Origin of the sequence: Sphingomonas oligophenolica (assembly GCF_039522915.1) — a bacterium.
Taxonomy (GTDB): domain Bacteria; phylum Pseudomonadota; class Alphaproteobacteria; order Sphingomonadales; family Sphingomonadaceae; genus Sphingomonas; species Sphingomonas oligophenolica.
Map to the genome: position 1 here is coordinate 119,446 of NZ_BAAAEH010000005.1, position 19,029 is coordinate 138,474.

Sequence of the window (19,029 nt, forward strand, 5' to 3'; positions counted from 1 at the left end):
CCTGGCCCTGCTTTCGTGCGTCTCAGCGGCGGACGTCGAACCCGCCTTTCACGAATGCGTCGATGTCGCTGGGGCCGAACAGGCTCGCGTCGCCGGGAAGAGAATGCTTGAGGCAGGTCAGCGCCAGGCCCGACATGGCCGCCGCGTCGATATCCTGCCCGGACCTCAGGCCATGAAGCACGCCTGCCGCAAAAGCATCGCCCGCACCGATCCGGTCGACGATCCCGGCGAGCGCGATCTCGGCGGTCTGGGCATGGCCGTGCCGGGCGTCGATTCGTGCCGCGAGGCGGTGGCGATCGGCATCCTCGACATGGCGCGCGGTCGATGCGATCAACTGGAGCCTGGGGAATGCAGCAAAGGCGGCCGCAGCAGCATTGCGGCGTCGGTCCTCGCCATCGCCGCCAAAATCGCCGCCGAGCATCAGCGCAATGTCGCGGTGATTGCCGAACAATATATCGGCATGGGCGACCAGTTGCGAAAGGATGCCGCGCGGGTCGCTATCCCAACATTCCCAGAGCCGCGCCCGGTAATTACCGTCGAACGAGACGGGCACGCCGCGTGCAGTTGCGGCTTCGGCGGCAGCGATCGCTGCCCTGGCCGGACCGGGGGCCGAGCGCCGGGGTGATGCCGGAGAGGTGGAGCCGGTCGGCATCGGCGAGCAAGGCGTCCCAGTCCCACATATCGGCAGGCGCCTCGGCAAAGGACGAGCCCGTGCGGTCATAGACGACCTCGGTTGCGCGCATCCCCGCGCCGCTGGTCACGAAATAGAGGCCCATTCGCGCGCCGCTGAAGCTGATGCCGGCACAATCGACGCCATTGGCGCGAAGCCCCGCAATCGCGGCGCGGCCGAGATCATTGTCGGGCACCGTGCTTGCCATGCCGACCTCGTGGCCGAGCCGCGCCAGCCCGCTCGCGACATTGGCCTCGGCACCGGCGATCCACACGTCGAGCTTCGGTGTCTGCAGCAGGAGCTCACGCCCCGGCGGAGACAGGCGCAGCACGATCTCGCCAAAGGCAATGAACCTGCCCATCAGCGCGCCAGCCAGCCGCCGTCGACGGCGACGATATGGCCGATGCCGGTATTCGCGCCGGTGACGATGGCCACCTTTCCGGCAAACTCGAAGGGATTGGTCATCTTCTTCCCGATTGCGAGAGGGGCCGGGGCGTGGGTAGTGGTTCTCGACACGCGCTACGTCAGCTCGAGAGCGTGAGTCCACCCAGTTTGATTGCAATCGGGCCGAAATGCCCCCAGGCATTTCTCGATCATGCCGGGAACATGATCGGCCCGACCGCAATCAAAACTCCCCGCCGCAATCCTGATACTCGCTGGCCGTTGCCCGGAAAGCATTTGCCCTGGTGCCCGAGCCCATAAGGATCGACCGGCGGAGGACGGCGCGCAAACCAGGTGCCGGCTCGTCCCGGCGCCGGAAAGCCGCCACCGAAAGCGGTTGGCAAGCGCCAAGCGAGCGCGCAATGTCTCGCGGGGACGAATCAGACGGTTACGCGGGGATGGACGGGTTGCAGGGCAAGAAACTTCGCTGGGCAGCGATGCTGGCCGCGGCATGGGCATTGGTCCAGTCGAACGTGGCGATGGCGCAGGATTCGCTGGCCGATCCGCAGGGCTCCGGGGCGATCGTGTCAGCGGTCCGCTGGCTGCAAGGCACGCTGCTCGGTACGGTCGCGACCGTGGTCGCAGTGATCGCGGTGGCATCGGTCGGTTTCCTGATGCTGACCGGGCGGATCAACTGGCGCTACGGCGCAACCGTGATCCTGGGCTGCTTCATCCTGTTCGGCGCGGCCAGCATCGTCGCGGGCATCCAGTCCACCGCCAGCGCCGGCTACTGATCGGTGAACGGAGTCGAGCGTGACCCGCTGTTCGTCGCGCTGACGCGGCCGCAGATGTTCGCCGGTGTCACCTACAGCTATTTCGTGTTCAACGGCGTCATCGCGACCGAGCTGTTCCTGATCTTCCACGCCTTCTGGGTGCTCGCGGTCGCGCTCGTCGTCCATCTCGTCGGGGTGGTGTTGTGCGTGCGCGAGCCGCGCATCTTCGATTTGTGGGTAACCAAACTCAGCCGTTGTCCGCGCGTCCGCAACTACGCGATCTGGCGATGCAACTCCTACCGCCCCTGACGCAAAATCCGCGGGCAATCGCCCGCGAGAAGTTCGCCGGGGCCCATCTTCCCTATGCGCGGCACGTCGACGATCACACGATCGAGACGCGCGACGGCCTGCTCATGCAGTTCATCCATCTGCGCGGGATGCTGTTCGAAACCGCGGACACCGACGAGATCAACTATCGCAAGGTGCTGCGCGATGCGATGCTGCAGGCGATCGGCTCGTCGCGCTTTGCGCTCTACCATCATGTCGTGCGCCGCCGGGCCGATGTCGAACTGCCGGCCGAGTTTCCCGACGCCTTCTCCGGCCAGCTCGATGCGGCGTGGCGGGCGCGGCTTGCCGGCAAGCAGCTCTACGTCAACGACCTGTTTCTGACTCTGATCAGGCGGCCGCTGCAGGGGCGAGTCGGCATCGTCGATCGGCTGCGTGGCCTGGTGGGCCGCGCCACAACCGCGCCCGAGACGACCTCAGCGAACGAACTGCGCCAGCTCGACGGCGCCCGCGATGCGTTGCTGGCCCAGCTCGGCACCTATGCGCCGCGGCTGCTCGGTGTCTACGAGACGCGCCAGGGCATCTGCTCCGAACCGCTCGAATTCCTGTCCACGCTGTACAATGGCGAGATGCGGCCGGTGCTCATGCCGTTTCAGGATGCCGGCCAGTATCTGCCCTATCGGCGGGTGAGCTTCGGCCAGGAGACTGTCGAGCTCGGCGCTGCGGGTGCGGCGCCGCGGGGCTTTGTCGGGCTGGTGTCGATCAAGGATTATCCGGCGCAGACAGCGCCCGGCATGCTCGACGAATTGCTGCGCCTACCGTTCGAGCTGACCGTGTCGCAGTCGTTCGGCTTCGTCGATCGCCAGGCGGCACTCGGCAAGATGAACCTCGCGCTCAGACGGATGCGGTCGGCCGAGGACGAGGCGGTGAGCCTGCGCAGCGAACTCTCCAGCGCGAAGGACGAGGTCGCCGCCGGCCGCGCCGGATTCGGCGAGCATCATATGACGGTGGCGGTGCGCGGCGACACGCCGGCCGCAGTCGATGCCGGGGTGGCCGAGGTGCAGGCGTCGCTGTCCGATCTCGGGATCATCGCGGTGCGCGAGGATATTGCGCTCGAGCCGGCTTTCTGGGCTCAGTTCCCAGGCAATTTCAAGTATATCGCGCGGCGAGGCCTGATCTCCACGGGCAATTTCGCCGGGCTGGCGAGCGGCCACAACTTCCCGCTCGGCAGCGCCGACGGCAATCACTGGGGCGAGGCGGTGACCTTGCTCGAGACGACCGCGGCCGGGCCTTACTATTTCAACTTCCATCAGGGCGACCTCGGCAACTTCACCGTCATCGGGCCGTCGGGCTCGGGCAAGACGGTGGTGCTCAACTTCCTGCTCGCCCAGGCGCGCAAGTTTCGCCCAAGGATCATCTTCTTCGACAAGGATCGCGGCGCCGAGCTGTTCATCCGGGCGATCGGCGGGCGCTATGACCTGCTGCGGCCGGGCACGCCTTCGGGACTCAACCCACTCCAGATCGAGGACAACCCCGCCAACCGCCAGTTCCTGATCGACTGGGTCGCTCAACTCGCGGGCGGCGCCGACATCGACGATGTCGCGAAGATCAAGGACGCGGTCGACGCCAACTTCGCGCAGCCGCATGAGCATCGCCGCCTGCGCCATCTCGCCGAGCTGTTCCGCGGCGGCCACCGTCCGCACGCGGCCGATCTCTGGGCGCGGCTCAGGCCCTGGTGGGGCGAGGGCGAGCGCGCCTGGCTGTTCGACAACGAGGAGGATCTGACCGATCTCTCGGCCGAGGCGGTCGGCTTCGACATGACGGCGATCCTCGATGATCCGGCGGTGCGGACGCCGGCGATGATGTACTTGTTCCACCGGGTCGAGGAGCGCCTCGATGGATCGGCGGCGATCATCGTCGTCGATGAAGGCTGGAAGGCGCTTGACGACGAAGTGTTCGTCCGCCGCATCAAGGACTGGGAGAAGACGATCCGGAAACGCAACGGCATCGTCGGCTTCGCGACCCAGAGCGCGCAGGATGCTCTCGAGAGCAAGATTGCCAGCGCGATCATCGAGCAGGCGGCGACGCAAATCTTCATGATCAACCCGAAGGCGCGTGCCTCGGATTATGTGGACGGCTTCGGGCTGACGCCGCACGAATATGAGCTGATCCGCACGCTGCCCGATGACTCGCACTGCTTCCTGATCAAGCATGGCGCGGACAGCGTGGTGGCGCGGCTCAATCTGTCGGGCGAACGCGACCTGCTGACGATCCTCTCGGGGCGCGAACGCACCGTCCGCCTGCTCGACGAGATCCGGGGCGAGACGGGCGACGATCCGGCGATCTGGATCCCGCGCCTGCTGGAGCGTGCCTGATGGCGTGCCCGACGCTCACCACGGACAGCGCGTTCCTGAGCGGCGTGCTCAGCTATGTCGATTGCCAGGCGCAGTCGATCGGGCAGGGGGGCTATCAGGCGCTCGCGTCGCCGGGGTCGAGCATCGCGCTCGTACTGACCGCGATGCTGACGATCTTCGTCGCGCTGTTCGGCTATCGGATGCTGTTCGGCCAGGTGCCCGATGCGCGGGACGGCGTGGTCGCGGTGGTCAAGCTCGGCGTCGTGCTCGCGCTGGCGACGAGCTGGCCGGCCTTCCGCACGCTTGCCTATGACGTGACGATGCGCGGGCCGGCCGAGCTGGCCTCGGCGATCGGTTCGCCGAGCGGACTGCCGGGCAGCGGCGGCGGGCTGGTCGGGCGGCTGCAGGGGATCGACAACGGCCTTGCCGAGCTGATGATCCTCGGCACCGGCAAGCCGCCCAATGTCGACGAGATCGTCGGCCCGACCCAGGCGCTGACCCCGCAGCAACAGCAGCAACAGATGCAGCATCTGCAGCAAGTGTCGCAGCGGCCGAAATGGGACCCGGCGCGCGACGCGACCCTGCTCGGCGAGGCGCGGACGCTCTATCTCACCGGTGCGATCGGCGCCTTTGCCTCGGTGCGCGTCGTTGCAGGCCTGCTGCTTGCGCTCGGGCCCTTGTTCGCGCTGTTCCTGCTGTTCGATGGCACACGCGGCCTGTTCGAGGGCTGGGTGCGCGGGGTGGGCGGTGCTGCGCTCGGTGCGCTCGCGACCTCGATCGTGCTTGGTGTCGAGCTGGCGATCATGGAGCCCTGGCTCAACGATATCCTGGTCCAGCGCCGCGCCGACATCCCGACGCCCGACGTGCCGATCGAGATGCTGGTGATGACGCTGGTGTTCGTCATCACGCTGATCGCCGCGCTGGTCGCGACCGCCCGCGTCGCCCGCGGATTCAGCTTGCCGCCGGTATGGCGTGCGGCACCCTATCGCATGATCGAAGCCATTCGCGGTGGACAGTCGCAGCCGGCGATCGGCGCGCGCGGCGAGCCTGCCCGGATCGCCGACCAGCGCTCGCGGGCCTTTGGCGTTGCCGATGCGGTTGCCGCGAGCCAGCGTCGCGAGGCAGCGGCGCCACCGCCGCCGCCAGCGCAGCTCGGCCATCGCGGCGGCGGCGGAACCCAGGCGGTCTCGCGTGACATTCCGGTCGCCGCGGCGGTGCCGCTCGGCCAAAGTTATCGGCGCAGGACGCGCGGCCGTGTATCGGCAAGCGCCGGGCGGCGGGACAGGAACGCATGAACAAGACCTCACGAGACTCGCTCGACGCTTATTACGGGCAGGCCGAAAGCTGGGCGCATGACCAGCAGGACGCGCTGCGCGCCTCGCGCAAGGTCGCCTGGATCGTCGCCGGCGCCGCGGTGGTGGTCGCGCTGTGCGAGGCATTGGCGCTGATCGCGCTCGCGCCGCTCAAGACGGTGGTGCCCTATACATTGCTGGTCGATCGCCACACCGGTTTCGTCGAGGCGCTGAAGCCGCTCGATGCCGCTACGATCGCGCCCGACAAGGCGCTGACCCAGTCCTTCCTCGTCCAATATGTCATCGCGCGCGAAAGCTTCGATGCCGATGCGCTGCAATCCAACTACCGCAAGACCACGCTCTGGTCGGCCGATCCGGCGCGGACCGACTATGTGACGAGCGTGCAGGTCTCGAACCCGGGCAGCCCGCTGGCGCGCTACCCGCGATCGACCGTGGTGGATACGCGGGTGAAGAGCGTATCGCCGCTCGGCGGCAATGCCGCCCTGGTGCGGTTCGAGACTCAGCGGCATGATGCCGGCGGCCAGGCGCAGGCGCCGCGCGCCTGGGTCGCGGTGATCCGCTATCGCTTCTCGGGCGAACCGATGACGCGCGAGGATCGCTTCGTGAACCCGCTCGGCTTCCAGGTGGTTCGCTATCACCGCGACGCCGAGGCGATCCCCGAGCCCGAGGCGACCTCGACCGCCGCCCCCGGGACGAGCGGGCCGGGGGCCGGGGTCCCGGCGGCTCAGGCAGCGCCGGGAATGGTGCCCGCCACCGGCCCGACGCCCGCACCGACTTTCCCACCGCCGCGCCGCGCGACCAGCCAGCCAAGCAAGCCCGAGGTCGAGCTTTGAGGATCGCGCTGTTCCTCCTTGCCCTGCTGCTGCCGGCCGGTGCGATTGCCCAAGTGCGCCCGACGCCCGGCCCGGGCGACCCGCGCATCCAGACCGTGGCCTATGACGCGAACCAGGTCGTCCAGCTCCAGGTCGCTTCAGGCTATCAGCTTTCGGTCGAGTTCGCGCCCGACGAGCGGATCGAGAATGTCGCGGTCGGCGACAGCGGCGCCTGGCAGGTGACGCCCAACAAGCGCGGCGACCATCTGTTCATCAAGGCGCTCCAGCAGGGCGCGGCGACCAACCTGACCGTGGTGACCGACGCGCGAAGCTATGTGTTCGAACTCCAGCCGATGTTCGGGCCGCTGCCCGACATGGCCTATACGGTGCGCTTCACCTATCCCACGCCCGCCGCCGCGACGGTCGCGGCCGTGCCGGCGCCCGAGCCGGGGCGCTACAAGCTCGGCGGCACCCGCGCGCTGCGCCCGAGCCAGATCGATGATGACGGCGTGCACACCTATATTGTCTTCCCAGCGGACAAGCCGCTGCCGGCGATCTTCGCGATCGATGCGAAGGGGCAGGAGATGCTGGTCGACGGCGCGATGCGCGACGGCACCTATGTCATCGACGATGTGAAGCCGAGGCTGCTGTTCCGCCTCGACCATGACGTCGCGACCGCGACGCGGGTGCGGACGAAGAAGCGCTGATGGCGACCTTCCCTCCTTCGAGCGGCACTGATCCCCGGGCTGGTCGCGGCGCCGAGGAGGATGTGCGGCCGGTGGTCGCGCTGCCCGCCGCCGGCGTGCCCTGGTGGATCTTCGCGATCGGGATCGGCATCGTCGCGATCCTGCTGTTCAGCGTGCTCGACCTGCGCCGGCGCTCGCTTTCGGCCCCGCCGACCAAGCCGGGCTATGGCGATGCTCTCGGCGGCGCATCGCCGCAACCGGCGCCGCTCTATGTGCCGCCCGAGCCGGTTCCCACGCCGACCGCGACGGCCGCTCCGCCGCCTCCGCCGCCGCCACCACCGCCGCCACCGCGCTTCGAGCAGCCGCGGATCATCTATGTCCCGCAGCCCGCGCCGCCGGTCCAGCAGCCGATCCAGCCGCCGCCGCGGCCGCGCGCATCGGGCGATCCGGCGCTGGTCGTCGATACGACGACGGGCGATGCAGGCGGGCCGGTGGCCGCCGAGGCCGACGGCGCGCCGGGTGCAGCGGGCGCGGCGGCCGGAACCGGCGGCGGCGCAGCGATCGCATCGCGGGCTCGCGCGACAGTCATGCGCCACCGCCCGACCACGGTGCCGCAGGGGACGCTGATTCCCGCCGTGCTCGAGACCGCGCTTGACTCGACCCGGCCCGGCCTTGCCCGAGCCCTGGTGCGCAGCGATGTCCGCGGCTTCGACGGCAGCAGGGTGCTGATCCAGCGCGGCAGCCGGCTGATCGGCGAGTATCGCGCCGATCTCCAGCCCGGCCAGAACCGCGCGACGGTCATGTGGACCAGGCTGGTCCGCCCCGACGGCGTTACCATCGCGCTCGGCTCGCCGGCCGCCGATCCGCTCGGCCGGGTCGGCGTCAAGGGCAAGGTCAACACCCATTTCTTCGAGAAGTTCGGCGCGGCGATCCTGCAGACCGCGCTCGATGTGGGCAGCAACTACGCCTCGCGGCTCGGCGGATCGTCGGTGATCGTCTCGCTGCCGGGTTCGGTGGTGAATTCGGCGGCGTCGCCCCTCACCAGCGGCGCCCAGGTCCAGCCGACGCTTCGGGTGAAGCAGGGCACCGCGATCACCGTGTTCGTCGCGCGCGACCTGGATTTCACCTCGGTCGAGACCCAGCGATGAGCGCGGCGGCGCGCGACGACCGCCCGGTCTATCTGCGGAGCTATCTTGCGCCGCTAGCCGATATGCTTGCGCGGGCGGACGTGACCGACATCTATGTCAATCGCCCGGGCGAGGTCTGGGTCGAGACGACCGCGGGCGGGATCGAACGCCATGACGCGCCTGGGCTCGACGAGGCGACCCTGTCCCGGCTCGCCCGGCAGATCGCGGCGCTGTCGCACCAGGGCATCAGCCGCGAGCATCCCTTGCTCTCGGCCACCTTGCCCGATGGCGCGCGCGTCCAGGTGGTCGGGCCGCCGGCGACGCGCGGGCCGCTCGCGCTGGCGATCCGCAAGCATGTCTCGCCCGATCTCGCGCTTGGCGACTATGTCGCGAACGGGGCTTTCTCGGGCACGAAGCGCGGCGATGTCGACGGGCCTTCCGATGTCGATATCGCGCTCAGGGCGATGCTCGACGATGGCGACGTCGCGGGGATGCTTGCGGGGGCGGTGAGGGCTCGGAAGAACATCCTCGTCTCGGGCGGCACCTCGACCGGCAAGACGACCTTCCTCAACGCGCTGATCCGCGAGATTCCGGCGGAGGAGCGGCTGATCCTGATCGAGGACACGCCCGAGCTTCATCTGCGCCATGACAATGCGGTCGGCCTGCTCGCGGCGCGCAGCGCGCTTGGCGAAGCGCAGGTGAGCGCTGACGATCTGCTGCGCGCCTCGCTGCGGATGCGGCCCGACCGGATCATCCTCGGCGAGCTGCGCGGCGAGGAGGCCTATGCCTTCCTGCGCGCGGTCAATACCGGCCATCCGGGATCGATGACGACGGTGCATGCCGACAGCGCGGAGCGGGCGATCGAGCAGATTGCGCTGCTCGTGCTGCAGACCGGCACGCGGCTGAACCGCGACGATGTGCTGCATTATGTGCGCAGCACGGTCGATGTGTTCGTCCAGCTGGCGCGGACGGGTGGGCGGCGGCATGTGGCTGAAGTCGTGTTGAAGCGCTGAGATAGCGTGCGACATCACAAGCTGGTTCAGTTCCGAGGGGAAGGGAAGCCCTTCTTTCCCTTTTCTTGCCGACGGACTGGCGGCGCCAGCTTCGTGGGGCGTACCGACCGCACTTGATCTTCGCGCCTTCGTGCCTTTGCGTGAACCAACTCTACCTGCCGACAGGCGCCGCGATGGAATGTCGAAGATTTCGGCGGGACTGCGGATGCCGCCATTTTCGCTGTTATCGGGCCGGAACAGCGAAAGAACAGCGAAAGAAATTTTTTCGGGTGCGTTTTGGGGCGTTTTGTTGGAAATATTTCGTTGTTCTATCAGTGCCATAATACCGGTTTTCGCTGTTATTCGATAACAGCGAAAACAATCCCCGGAACAGCGAAACTGCCGGACGATAACAGCGAAAACCTCGGCGCATAACAGCGAAACCTGTTTCAGCATGGCGGCGAAAACGCTTTTGATGATTGGGTTCTTCATCGACGGGACACTGACATGAAAGCAGGCAAGGTTGAATCGAGCCAGGGATCGGGTGGGATTGCGGCGGCGAAGGCGCCGATGACTGGAGGGTGCGCCGAAACGAGATTGCGGCGTCTCGGAAATGTTGAATCGGCAGAGATATGCAGCACCGTCTGTTGCATATCTCCTGGGCAACAGGAGGCGGAGCCGCGCCGAGCTCTTCAGCACCATGACTTGACCATTATCGAAAATGTTATATAATAACATCGCATAATTTGAGTGGGAGGCGGTATGCGGGGGTTCGCACTGGCACTGATACTCTCGGTCTGGCTTGGCGGGTGCGAAGCGCCTGCCGCACCGAGCAAGCCTGCTATGTCCACGATGCGCGCCTTTGCCAGTGACAAGGAGATGGCCGCGTTCATGCGCCGGCTGGCCGCACGCCAGCGCACTGTTCAGCCTTCTCCGACGGTAATGTATGATGTGGCGCCTGCGCCGCCCGCCGTCGCGGCGCCGGCGGCCGAGCCAGTGCAAGACAGGGCAACTGGTGCCCAGACCACCAGCATCACCAACACGCAGGAAGCCGATGTCGACGAAGGCGGCATCGTCAAGGTTGCCGGAGATCACCTCGTGATTCTGCGGCGCGGGCGACTGTTCACAGTGTCGCTTGCCGGGAATTCCATGAACCCGGTCGACCATATTGACGCCTTCCCGCCGAAAACGTCCGGCGACGCCTGGTACGATGAGATGCTCGTAAGCGGCGACCGCGTGATCGTGGTCGGATACAGCTACGAACGCGGCGGCACCGAGATCAATCGCTTCCGTATCTCGCCGAGCGGCAGGCTGCGCTTCGAGGACAGCTACCACCTCCGATCGAATGACTATTATTCGGCGAGCAACTACGCCTCACGGCTCGTTGGATCGACGCTGATTTTCTACACGCCGCTCTACATCAACGCGCGCGAGCCGCTCGCCGCACTGCCAGGCCTTCAGCGCTGGACCGGAAATCAAGACGCGACGTTTACCCGGACTTTACCAGCGACGCGGCTCTATGTGCCCGAGCCGCTGCGCCGAACGCCGGATGCGGACCTCTCGACACTTCACACCGTTACGCAGTGCGACCTGACCGCACCACGCATGACTTGCCGGGCGACTGCCGTGCTGGGCTCCACTTCGCGAACATTCTACGTCTCCGCAAAGGCCGTGTATGTCTGGACGGACGGGGACCGAGCCAAAAACACGCGATCCGGCGCATTCGTCTATCGTCTTCCGCTCGACGGTTCTGCCCCGAGCGCTCTTCAAGCCTGGGGCGGTCCAGTCGATCAGTTTTCCTTCGCGGAGAACCGCGCCGCGCAACGCCTCAACGTTGTCGTACGGACGGACAGCGCAGGCGATGCCATGTGGCAGTCCGAGCGCAGTGCAGGCGCCACAGCACTTCTCACACTCCCAATTTCAGCCTTTGGGGATGGTTCGCGCATTGTACCCGCTTCGGCGTATCGCTCCTTGCCCGTCGAGAAGGACAGTTGGAATTTCCACAATCGCTTCGTCGGTAAGTATCTGATCTACAGCGGGGGGGAGTTCAATGAGCATAGCGGCACGAAGCTGGTCTACGCGGTGCCGCTGAACGGCGGCGCGATCGCGCCGGTCCCGGTACCCCATGGCGTCGACCGGATTGATATCATCGGAACGGACGCAATCGCGATCGGCAATGACATGAAGGAGCGGCTTGGCTTCAGCGCGATCGAGCTGGTGGGAAAGACCCGGCTTGGAGACACATATTTCTTGCCCGCGGCGCACGAAGGCGAACGTCGCAGCCAGGCGTTTTTCTATCGGCCGGACGAGACCAGTTTCGATGGCGCCTCCGGAATGTTGGGGTTGCCAGTTACCCGCGACCTCGAAAATTCTGCCGCCGCTCGCTTCCTGGGATCGGGGTCCGCGATCGCCTTCCTTCGCCGCGATGCTCGGCGCTTCTCGCCAGCCGGAGAACTGGTCGCCAACGCCGAGGGCGCGCGCGACGATGCGTGCACGGCGTCCTGCGTCGATTGGTACGGCAACGCGCGACCGATCTTTCTCAATGGCCGCGTGTTCGCGCTGATGGGCTATGAGCTCGTTGAGGGGCGGGTTAGCGATGGCCTTATCGGCGAGCGGTCGCGGATAGACTTTGCGCCGCGAACGGCGCGCTGAAGGGGAGTGGAGATATCCCCGATGGCAGGCCCATATCTCCAGCTCCGATGCTATAAGCGTTTGGGCAGTGGAAAACGCACTTAATTGGGCTATCCCTCGTCGGCGCGGTTCCAGAATATTTTGACCCAGGATGTTACAGTTGAGCATGAGGTCGAATAATATAGAGATTACCTATATTCGATATTTAGCCATCGTGGCGGTGGCTGGCATCGTCGTGAACTGCGGCAATGCTTCGGCTCAATCGTATCCGGCAACTTCGGACGGGCGGGTAACGACAGAAACGGAAATATTCAATTACGTAGGTTTGAAGAAACTGACCGAGGCTGAAGTTGCGGCGCGCTTAACTGGACGATTTATATCCCCAGACCCGACGGTAAACCAAACCGGTGCTCCATTTTCAGAGTGGTTCAGTGCAGATGGCTCATGGTCGTCGTTTCGGGAAATGCGATATGGCGTCAGTCTATCAGGAAAATGGAGAGTATATGACGGACAACTTTGCGTCTCGATCGAGGGGGGTTCCGAACTATGCCGTGATGTTTTCAGAAGCGAGAGTCCGGAACGGCTGATGATTGCCGACTTGGATGACTCCCCATCGTGGACCAAGTTAGTTATCGTGACCGTCAAGAGATTCTGATTTTTTTGCATCCAATGTTTCAGCACGCGCTTCAAACCTACCGTGCGCCGCATGATGGACCCCTGAACAAGTCCGGGATAACGTTGTGATCATTCCACAACGCCCACTTCAATCGCGCCGCGCTTCGGGGGTGCCGGGTAACGGTGACTCCCACTCAACCCACTCCGGCCGTTGCACATCAAAATTGAGGCATTCATCCCATCAGGCGACCGCCCGCAGGCCCTTGCGCTGAATGATGGACAGCAGACGCAACGCAGGACCTCCGGGGCGCTTCACGCCGCGCTCCCAATCCGACACCAAATTGCGCGAGACGTTGAGATAGGCGGCGAACACTGGCTGCGAGACATGCTCGCGCTCGCGGATTGCGCGGATTTCATCGCCAGCCAACGGGTGCGCCGGGGCCAGGCACGCCCCATCGAAGGTGCGCAGGGTTGCGCGGGACACCACGCCCGCGTCATGCGCGTCGCTCATCATCTCATGGACGGCGCCAGCGATCTCGCTGCGATAACCCTTGTCAGTCTTCGTGCTCATCTTCGATCTCCACCAGCGTGCCCGACGCCACCAGCCGGTCCAATTCCTCGCTATTCCATCCAAGCGCCTCGGCCGCTGCGTCCTTCAACAGAGCCAAGTCCGCCTTCGATATATTCGCCTGACCACTTTTGGCGAAACCAAAGGCGAATATTGCACGGTCGCCCTGCCGGAACAGGATCAGCGTGCGATAGCCGCCCGACTTGCCCTTGCCCGGCCGTGCAACCCGCTGCTTGATGACGCCGCCGCCAAGATCGGCATCGATCAACCCGCTTTCCGCCCGCCGCACCGCCTCGCACAGCGCGGAATCGCCCAGTCCTTCCTTGTGCGCGAAGCGCTCGAACCAGCGATTCTTCAAAATCCGCGTAATGGTCGGACTCCCGCTCCAGGGCCCATATATAACACCTAGCGTTATGATTCAACGCGGGAGGGGGCGCCGAGGGAGTCATGGCGACACTCCGCTTAACTCCATCCGCCGCTCGATTTCACAGCGTCTGTTGAGTTTGAATCAATTTGAGCCATCATGCTGGACTCGTTCCGGCATCCATGTTTCCGCATGAGTTTCAGGTGTTGCGTACGCGGGACGATGGACCCCGGAACAAGTCCGGGGTGACGATGGGGAGGGCTGGTCTCAGCCACCCACGCTCGGCAGATCGAGCCCGAAGGTCTTCGCGCACTCGATTGCCTCCTCATAGCCCGCATCGGCGTGGCGCATCACGCCGCTTGCCGGGTCATTCCACAGCACGCGCTTCAGCCGCGCTGCCGACTCGGGCGTGCCGTCGGCGACGATGACCATACCGGCGTGCTGCGAATAGCCCATGCCGACCCCGCCGCCATGGTGGAGCGATACCCAGGTCGCGCCGCCGGCCGTGCTGAGCAGGGCATTGAGCAACGGCCAGTCGGATACGGCATCCGAGCCGTCCTTCATCGCTTCGGTCTCGCGGTTGGGGCTGGCGACCGAGCCTGAATCGAGATGGTCGCGGCCGATCACGATCGGCGCCTTGAGCTCTCCGCTCGCCACCATCTCGTTGAAGGCGAGGCCGAGGCGGTCGCGGTCGCCGAGGCCGACCCAGCAGATCCTTGCCGGCAGGCCCTGGAAGTGGATCCGCTCGCGCGCCATGTCGAGCCAGCGGTGGAGCGGGGCATTGTCGGGCAGCAGCTCCTTCACCTTGGCGTCGGTCCTGTAGATATCCTCTGGATCGCCCGACAGCGCGACCCAGCGGAACGGGCCGATGCCGCGGCAGAAGAGCGGGCGGATATAGGCGGGGACGAAGCCGGGAAAGGCGAAGGCATCAGTCACGCCTTCGTCGAAGGCGACCTGGCGGATGTTGTTGCCGTAATCGACGGTCGGCACGCCCGCTTTCCAGAAATCGAGCATCGCGCGGACATGGATCGCCATCGATGCCTTGGCGGCGCGCGCCACTGCGGCGGGGTCGCTTTCGCGGGTCGCCGCCCAGCGTTCGAGCGTCCAGCCTTGCGGGAGATAGCCGTTGACCGGATCGTGCGCCGAGGTCTGGTCGGTTACGAGATCGGGGCGGACGCCGCGGCGGGCGAGCTCGGGATAGATATCGGCCGCATTGCCGAGCAGGCCGACCGAGACGGGCGACGTGGCGGTGCCGACGATCTCGAGCGCTTCGTCGAGGCTGTCGGTCATGCGGTCGAGATAGCCGGTCTCGAGCCGCATCTCGATCCGGCTTGGCTGGCATTCGACCGCGAGGCAGGAAGCGCCGGCCATGGTCGCCGCCAGTGGCTGCGCGCCGCCCATGCCGCCGAGGCCGGCGGTCAGGATCCAACGGCCCGCGAGATCGCCGCCATAATGCCGGCGGCCGGCTTCGACGAAGGTCTCATAGGTGCCCTGAACGATCCCCTGGCTGCCGATATAGATCCAGCTGCCCGCGGTCATCTGGCCGTACATCATCAGCCCGGCGCGATCGAGTTCGTGGAAATGCTCCCAGGTCGCCCATTTGGGGACGAGGTTGGAATTGGCGATCAGCACGCGCGGCGCGTCGCGATGCGTGCGGAATACGCCGACCGGCTTGCCCGACTGGACGAGCAGGGTCTCGTCGTCGCCGAGCCGGCGCAGCACCTCGACGATGCGATCGAAGCTCTCCCAGTCGCGCGCGGCGCGGCCGATGCCGCCATAGACGACCAGTTCCTGCGGATTCTCCGCCACGCGCGGATCGAGATTGTTCATCAGCATGCGCAGCGGGGCTTCAGTCAGCCAGCTCCTGGCGCTGAGCTCGGTGCCGGTGGGGGCGGTGATATGACGCTGATTGTCGAGGCGGGTCATGCGGGGCCTTTCGCGAAGGTCAGGGCGGCGGCGAGGATTTGGGCGAGATCGGCGCGCAAGGGGGCGGCGAGATCGGGGTTCCAGGCTGGCGGCCAGTTGGTCTCGTCGGGCTCGCCGACCGGCTCGGACAGATAGGCGCGCATCGCGATTTCCATCTGGATCGCGTGGATGCCTGTCGCCGGGCGACCGTAATGGCGCGTCGTCCAGCCGCCGCGGAAGCGGCCGTTGAGGACGTGCGAGCGGATAGCACTCGCCGCTACGACGGCATTGCTCAGCGCGCGGTCGCAGGTCGTGCCATTGTCGGTGCCGATATTGAGTTCGGGCAGTTCGCCCTCGAAGAGGCGCGGAACGACGCTGCGGATCGAATGGCAGTCGTAGAGCACGACCCGGGGATGAAGCGCGCGCAGGCGGGCGATCTCCCCCTCGATCGCCGCGTGATAGGGGAGGAACCAGGCGGCACGGCGCGCCGCGACATCCGGGCCTTCGCCGTCGCGATAGAGCGGCTCGCCGTCGAAGGTTTCGGTCGGGCAGAGGCCGGTGGTTGCCTGGCCCGGATAGAGCGACGTGCCGGAAGGATCGCGGTTGCAGTCGATCACGCTACGCGAGATGTCGGTCCAGATCAGGGTCGCGTCGGCAAGCCCTTCGTAGAGCGCGCGGATATGCCAGTCGGCGTCGCGGATCGCCCACCAGCGGGAGCGGAAGCCGTCGAGAAGGTCGGCCGGGATGTCGGCGCCGCCATGCGGGAAAGCGAGGATCAGCGGGCTGTCGCTGCGCTCGACATGAAGCCAGCTCATGCGGCGAGGCCCGGCAGGGCTCCGGCCGCCTCGAGCAGGGCCAGGGAACGGATCAATCGGGCGGCCGCCTCGATATCGGGCGCCATGTGGCGATCGTCATCGAGCATCGGCACCTGCGCCCGCAGCAGGTGCCGCACCGCCTCGACCGGGCCGCTCGACTGCAGCGGCGCGTGGAAATCGCAGCCCTGCGCGCCGGCGAGCAGCTCGATCGCGAGGATGTGATCGACATTCGCCGCCATCTCGATCAGCCGCCGCGCGCCGTGGGCGGCCATCGAGACATGGTCCTCCTGATTGGCCGAGGTCGGGATCGAATCCACGCTGGCGGGATAGGCGCGCTGCTTGTTTTCCGAGACCAGCGCGGCGGCGGTGACCTGCGGGATCATGAAGCCGGAGTTGAGGCCGGGCTTGGGGGTGAGGAAGGCGGGCAGGCCGGACAGGGCCGGGTCGACCAGCATCGCGATGCGGCGCTCGGCGAGGCTGCCGATCTCGCACAGGGCGAGCGCGATCATGTCGGCGGCGAAGGCGACCGGCTCGGCGTGGAAATTGCCGCCGGAGAGCGCTTCGTCGGTATCGGCGAAGATCAGCGGGTTGTCGGAGACGCCGTTCGCCTCAGTGATCAGGGTCGCCGCCGCCTGGCGGAGCAGGTCGAGCACGGCACCCATCACCTGGGGCTGGCAGCGCAGGCAATAGGGGTCCTGCACGCGCAGATCGTTAGAGCGGTGCGACGCGCGGATCGCCGATCCGGCCATCAGGCCGCGCAACGCGTCAGCGGTTTCGATCTGGCCGGCATGGCCGCGCAGGACATGGATGCGGTGGTCGAAGGGGGTATCCGATCCCTTGGCCGCCTCGGTCGAAAGCACGCCGGTGACGAGCGCGGCGCGGTAGAGGCGCTCGGCCTCGAAAATGGCGGCAAGCGCATAGGCGCACGAGAATTGCGTGCCGTTGAGCAGGGCGAGGCCTTCCTTGGGGCCGAGCTCGAGCGGCGCGAGGCCGGCGTCGCGCAGCGCCTTTTCCGCAGGCACGCGGGCGCCATCGACGACCATCTCGCCGACGCCGATCATCGCTGCGGTCATGTGCGCGAGCGGGGCGAGATCGCCCGAGGCGCCGACCGAGCCCTTGCCGGGCACGACCGGGATCAGGCCCTTGTCGAGCATCGCTTCGAGCAGCGCGACGGTGGCGGGGGCGACGCCCGAGGCGCCGCGGGCCAGGCTCGCGAGCTTCAGCGCCATCATCAGCCGGGCGACCGGCACCGGCATCGGCTCGCCGACGCCGGCGGCGTGGCTCAGCACGATGTTGCGCTGGAGGGCGGCCAGATCCTCGGCCTCGATGCGGACGCTGGCGAGCTTTCCGAAACCGGTGTTGATCCCATAGACCGGCTCGCCGCGCACCAGGATGCGGCCGACCGCCGCTGCGCTTTCGGCGATGGCGGGGCGGCAGGCAGGATCGAGGCTCGGGCTGGCGCCGAGATAGATGGCGCGCCAATCGGCATAGGGGACTGCGCCGGGGGTCAGCAGCATCGACCGTCCTTCACTCGGGCGTAGAGGGGATTGAAGCCGATCCGGTAGACCAGTTCGGCGGGGTCGGAGATGTCCCACAGGGCGAGGTCGCACGCCTTGCCGGGTTCGAGCGTGCCGATCGTGTCGGCGAGGCCGAGCGCAGCGGCTGCGTTGACGGTGACGCCGCGCAGCGCCTCGGTCACGGTCAGGCGGAACAGCGTTGCCGCCATGTTGAGCATCAGCAACAGCGACGTTGTCGGCGAGGTGCCGGGGTTGCAATCGGTCGCGATGGCGATCGGGACATGGTGGGCGCGGAACAGGTCGATCGGCGGCAGCTGGGTTTCGCGCATGAAGTAATAAGCGCCGGGCAGCAGCACCGCGACGGTGCCCGCGGCCGCCATCGCGCGCACATCCTGTTCGTCGGCATGTTCGAGATGATCGGCGGAAAGCGCGCCATGGCTGGCGGCGAGGCTGGCGCCGTGGAGCGCGGAGAGCTGCTCGGCATGGAGCTTGACCGGCAGGCCGGCGGCGCGGGCGGCGGCGAGGACGCGAGCGGTCTGTTGGGGGGAGAAACCGATCCCCTCGCAAAAGGCATCGACCGCGTCGGCGAGGCCGATCGCCGCGGGGATCATCTCGTTGCAGACCAGATCGACATAGGCGTCGGCGCGGCCGGCATAGTCGTGCGGCACCGCGTGTGCGCCGAGCAGTGTGGTCGCCACCCGCACGTCGCGCGTCACGCCCAGGGCACGGGCGGCGCGCAGCATTTTCAGCTCGTGCTCGACGGTCAGGCCGTAGCCCGATTTCACTTCGATGGTGGTGACGCCCTCGGCAAGCAGCGCATCGAGCCGGGGCAGGGCGATCGCGACCAGCTCGGCCTCGGTGGCGGCGCGGGTGGCGCGCATGGTGGAAAGGATGCCGCCGCCGGCGCGGGCGATTTCCTCATAGGAAACGCCCTCGAGTCGCTGCGCCCATTCGCCGGCGCGGTTGCCGGCATGGACGAGATGGGTGTGGCAATCGATCAGGCCCGGGGTGATCCAGCGGCCGCCGCAATCGATGATCTCGTCGGCCGTTTGCGGCGCAGCGGCACTCGGGCCGGCATAGGCGATCCGGCCGTCGCGACAGGCAATCGCGCCGTCGTCGATCACGCCCAGGCCGTCACCGGCCATCGTCGCGAGTCGGGCATTGATCCATAGGCGATCCATGACCCCCATGTTGCGCGGTGGCCGGATTATGTCTAGACAT

General features: G+C 66.7%; 16 protein-coding genes and 1 pseudogene. 10 read left to right on the plus strand and 7 right to left on the minus strand.

All coding sequences use genetic code 11. The features are described from left to right. Window positions 1-22: 22 nt before the first annotated feature. Window positions 23-1,031: pseudogene (locus tag ABD050_RS03025) on the minus strand (sugar kinase). A gap of 442 nt (window positions 1,032-1,473) precedes the next feature. On the opposite strand from ABD050_RS03025, the gene ABD050_RS03030 reads away from it, so the two are divergent. The 10 genes from ABD050_RS03030 (at window position 1,474) to ABD050_RS03075 (ending at window position 12,679) form a co-directional block, all read left to right on the plus strand. After that, a complete protein-coding gene (locus tag ABD050_RS03030) occupies window positions 1,474-1,845 on the plus strand; it encodes a TrbC/VirB2 family protein (RefSeq protein ID WP_425542401.1) in 372 nt (123 codons plus the stop codon). A gap of 3 nt (window positions 1,846-1,848) precedes the next feature. Beyond that, the gene (locus ABD050_RS03035; protein ID WP_343887659.1) at window positions 1,849-2,133 is read left to right on the plus strand and encodes a VirB3 family type IV secretion system protein; all 285 of its coding nucleotides are present in this window, start codon (window positions 1,849-1,851) and stop codon (window positions 2,131-2,133) included. Next, the gene (locus tag ABD050_RS03040) at window positions 2,112-4,484 is read left to right on the plus strand and encodes a VirB4 family type IV secretion/conjugal transfer ATPase (protein WP_343887660.1); all 2,373 of its coding nucleotides are present in this window, start codon (window positions 2,112-2,114) and stop codon (window positions 4,482-4,484) included. The genes ABD050_RS03035 and ABD050_RS03040 overlap by 22 nt, the downstream gene beginning before the upstream one ends. After that, the gene (locus tag ABD050_RS03045) at window positions 4,484-5,758 is read left to right on the plus strand and encodes a type IV secretion system protein (RefSeq protein WP_343887661.1); all 1,275 of its coding nucleotides are present in this window, start codon (window positions 4,484-4,486) and stop codon (window positions 5,756-5,758) included. Before ABD050_RS03040 ends, ABD050_RS03045 begins: the two co-directional genes overlap by 1 nt. Next, on the plus strand, window positions 5,755-6,609 hold the full coding sequence (locus tag ABD050_RS03050) for a VirB8 family type IV secretion system protein (protein ID WP_343887662.1): 855 nt from the start codon (window positions 5,755-5,757) through the stop codon (window positions 6,607-6,609). Before ABD050_RS03045 ends, ABD050_RS03050 begins: the two co-directional genes overlap by 4 nt. Continuing rightward, complete coding sequence (locus ABD050_RS03055) at window positions 6,606-7,295, plus strand: TrbG/VirB9 family P-type conjugative transfer protein (RefSeq protein ID WP_343887663.1); 690 nt, start codon at window positions 6,606-6,608, stop codon at window positions 7,293-7,295. Before ABD050_RS03050 ends, ABD050_RS03055 begins: the two co-directional genes overlap by 4 nt. After that, window positions 7,295-8,422, plus strand: a complete 1,128-nt coding sequence (locus ABD050_RS03060; RefSeq protein ID WP_343887664.1) for a TrbI/VirB10 family protein — start codon at window positions 7,295-7,297, stop codon at window positions 8,420-8,422. The genes ABD050_RS03055 and ABD050_RS03060 overlap by 1 nt, the downstream gene beginning before the upstream one ends. Beyond that, complete coding sequence (gene virB11 / locus ABD050_RS03065) at window positions 8,419-9,414, plus strand: P-type DNA transfer ATPase VirB11 (protein WP_343887665.1); 996 nt, start codon at window positions 8,419-8,421, stop codon at window positions 9,412-9,414. Before ABD050_RS03060 ends, virB11 begins: the two co-directional genes overlap by 4 nt. A gap of 822 nt (window positions 9,415-10,236) precedes the next feature. Then, complete coding sequence (locus ABD050_RS03070) at window positions 10,237-12,045, plus strand: beta-propeller domain-containing protein (RefSeq protein ID WP_343887666.1); 1,809 nt, start codon at window positions 10,237-10,239, stop codon at window positions 12,043-12,045. A gap of 145 nt (window positions 12,046-12,190) precedes the next feature. Next, window positions 12,191-12,679 (plus strand): hypothetical protein, encoded by a 489-nt coding sequence (locus ABD050_RS03075; RefSeq protein ID WP_343887667.1) that lies wholly within the window; start codon window positions 12,191-12,193, stop codon window positions 12,677-12,679. A gap of 201 nt (window positions 12,680-12,880) precedes the next feature. On the opposite strand, the gene ABD050_RS03080 is transcribed toward ABD050_RS03075, so the two are convergent. The 6 genes from ABD050_RS03080 to hutI all read right to left on the minus strand — a co-directional run bounded on the left by ABD050_RS03080 (window position 12,881) and on the right by hutI (window position 18,989). Continuing rightward, window positions 12,881-13,210: a helix-turn-helix domain-containing protein gene (locus tag ABD050_RS03080; RefSeq protein WP_343887668.1), complete on the minus strand. Its 330-nt coding sequence runs from the start codon at window positions 13,208-13,210 to the stop codon at window positions 12,881-12,883. Then, window positions 13,194-13,565 carry a type II toxin-antitoxin system RelE/ParE family toxin gene (locus tag ABD050_RS03085; protein ID WP_343887669.1) on the minus strand — a complete coding sequence of 124 codons (372 nt, stop codon included), beginning with the start codon at window positions 13,563-13,565 and terminating at the stop codon, window positions 13,194-13,196. The genes ABD050_RS03080 and ABD050_RS03085 overlap by 17 nt, the downstream gene beginning before the upstream one ends. 273 nt (window positions 13,566-13,838) lie before the next feature. Next, window positions 13,839-15,497 (minus strand): urocanate hydratase, encoded by a 1,659-nt coding sequence (gene hutU / locus ABD050_RS03090; RefSeq protein WP_343887670.1) that lies wholly within the window; start codon window positions 15,495-15,497, stop codon window positions 13,839-13,841. Continuing rightward, a complete protein-coding gene (gene hutG, locus ABD050_RS03095; RefSeq protein ID WP_343887671.1) occupies window positions 15,494-16,291 on the minus strand; it encodes an N-formylglutamate deformylase in 798 nt (265 codons plus the stop codon). Before hutG ends, hutU begins: the two co-directional genes overlap by 4 nt. Beyond that, on the minus strand, window positions 16,288-17,808 hold the full coding sequence (gene hutH / locus ABD050_RS03100; protein ID WP_343887672.1) for a histidine ammonia-lyase: 1,521 nt from the start codon (window positions 17,806-17,808) through the stop codon (window positions 16,288-16,290). The genes hutG and hutH overlap by 4 nt, the downstream gene beginning before the upstream one ends. Next, the gene (gene hutI, locus ABD050_RS03105; RefSeq protein WP_343887673.1) at window positions 17,799-18,989 is read right to left on the minus strand and encodes an imidazolonepropionase; all 1,191 of its coding nucleotides are present in this window, start codon (window positions 18,987-18,989) and stop codon (window positions 17,799-17,801) included. Before hutI ends, hutH begins: the two co-directional genes overlap by 10 nt. Window positions 18,990-19,029 lie beyond the last annotated feature (40 nt).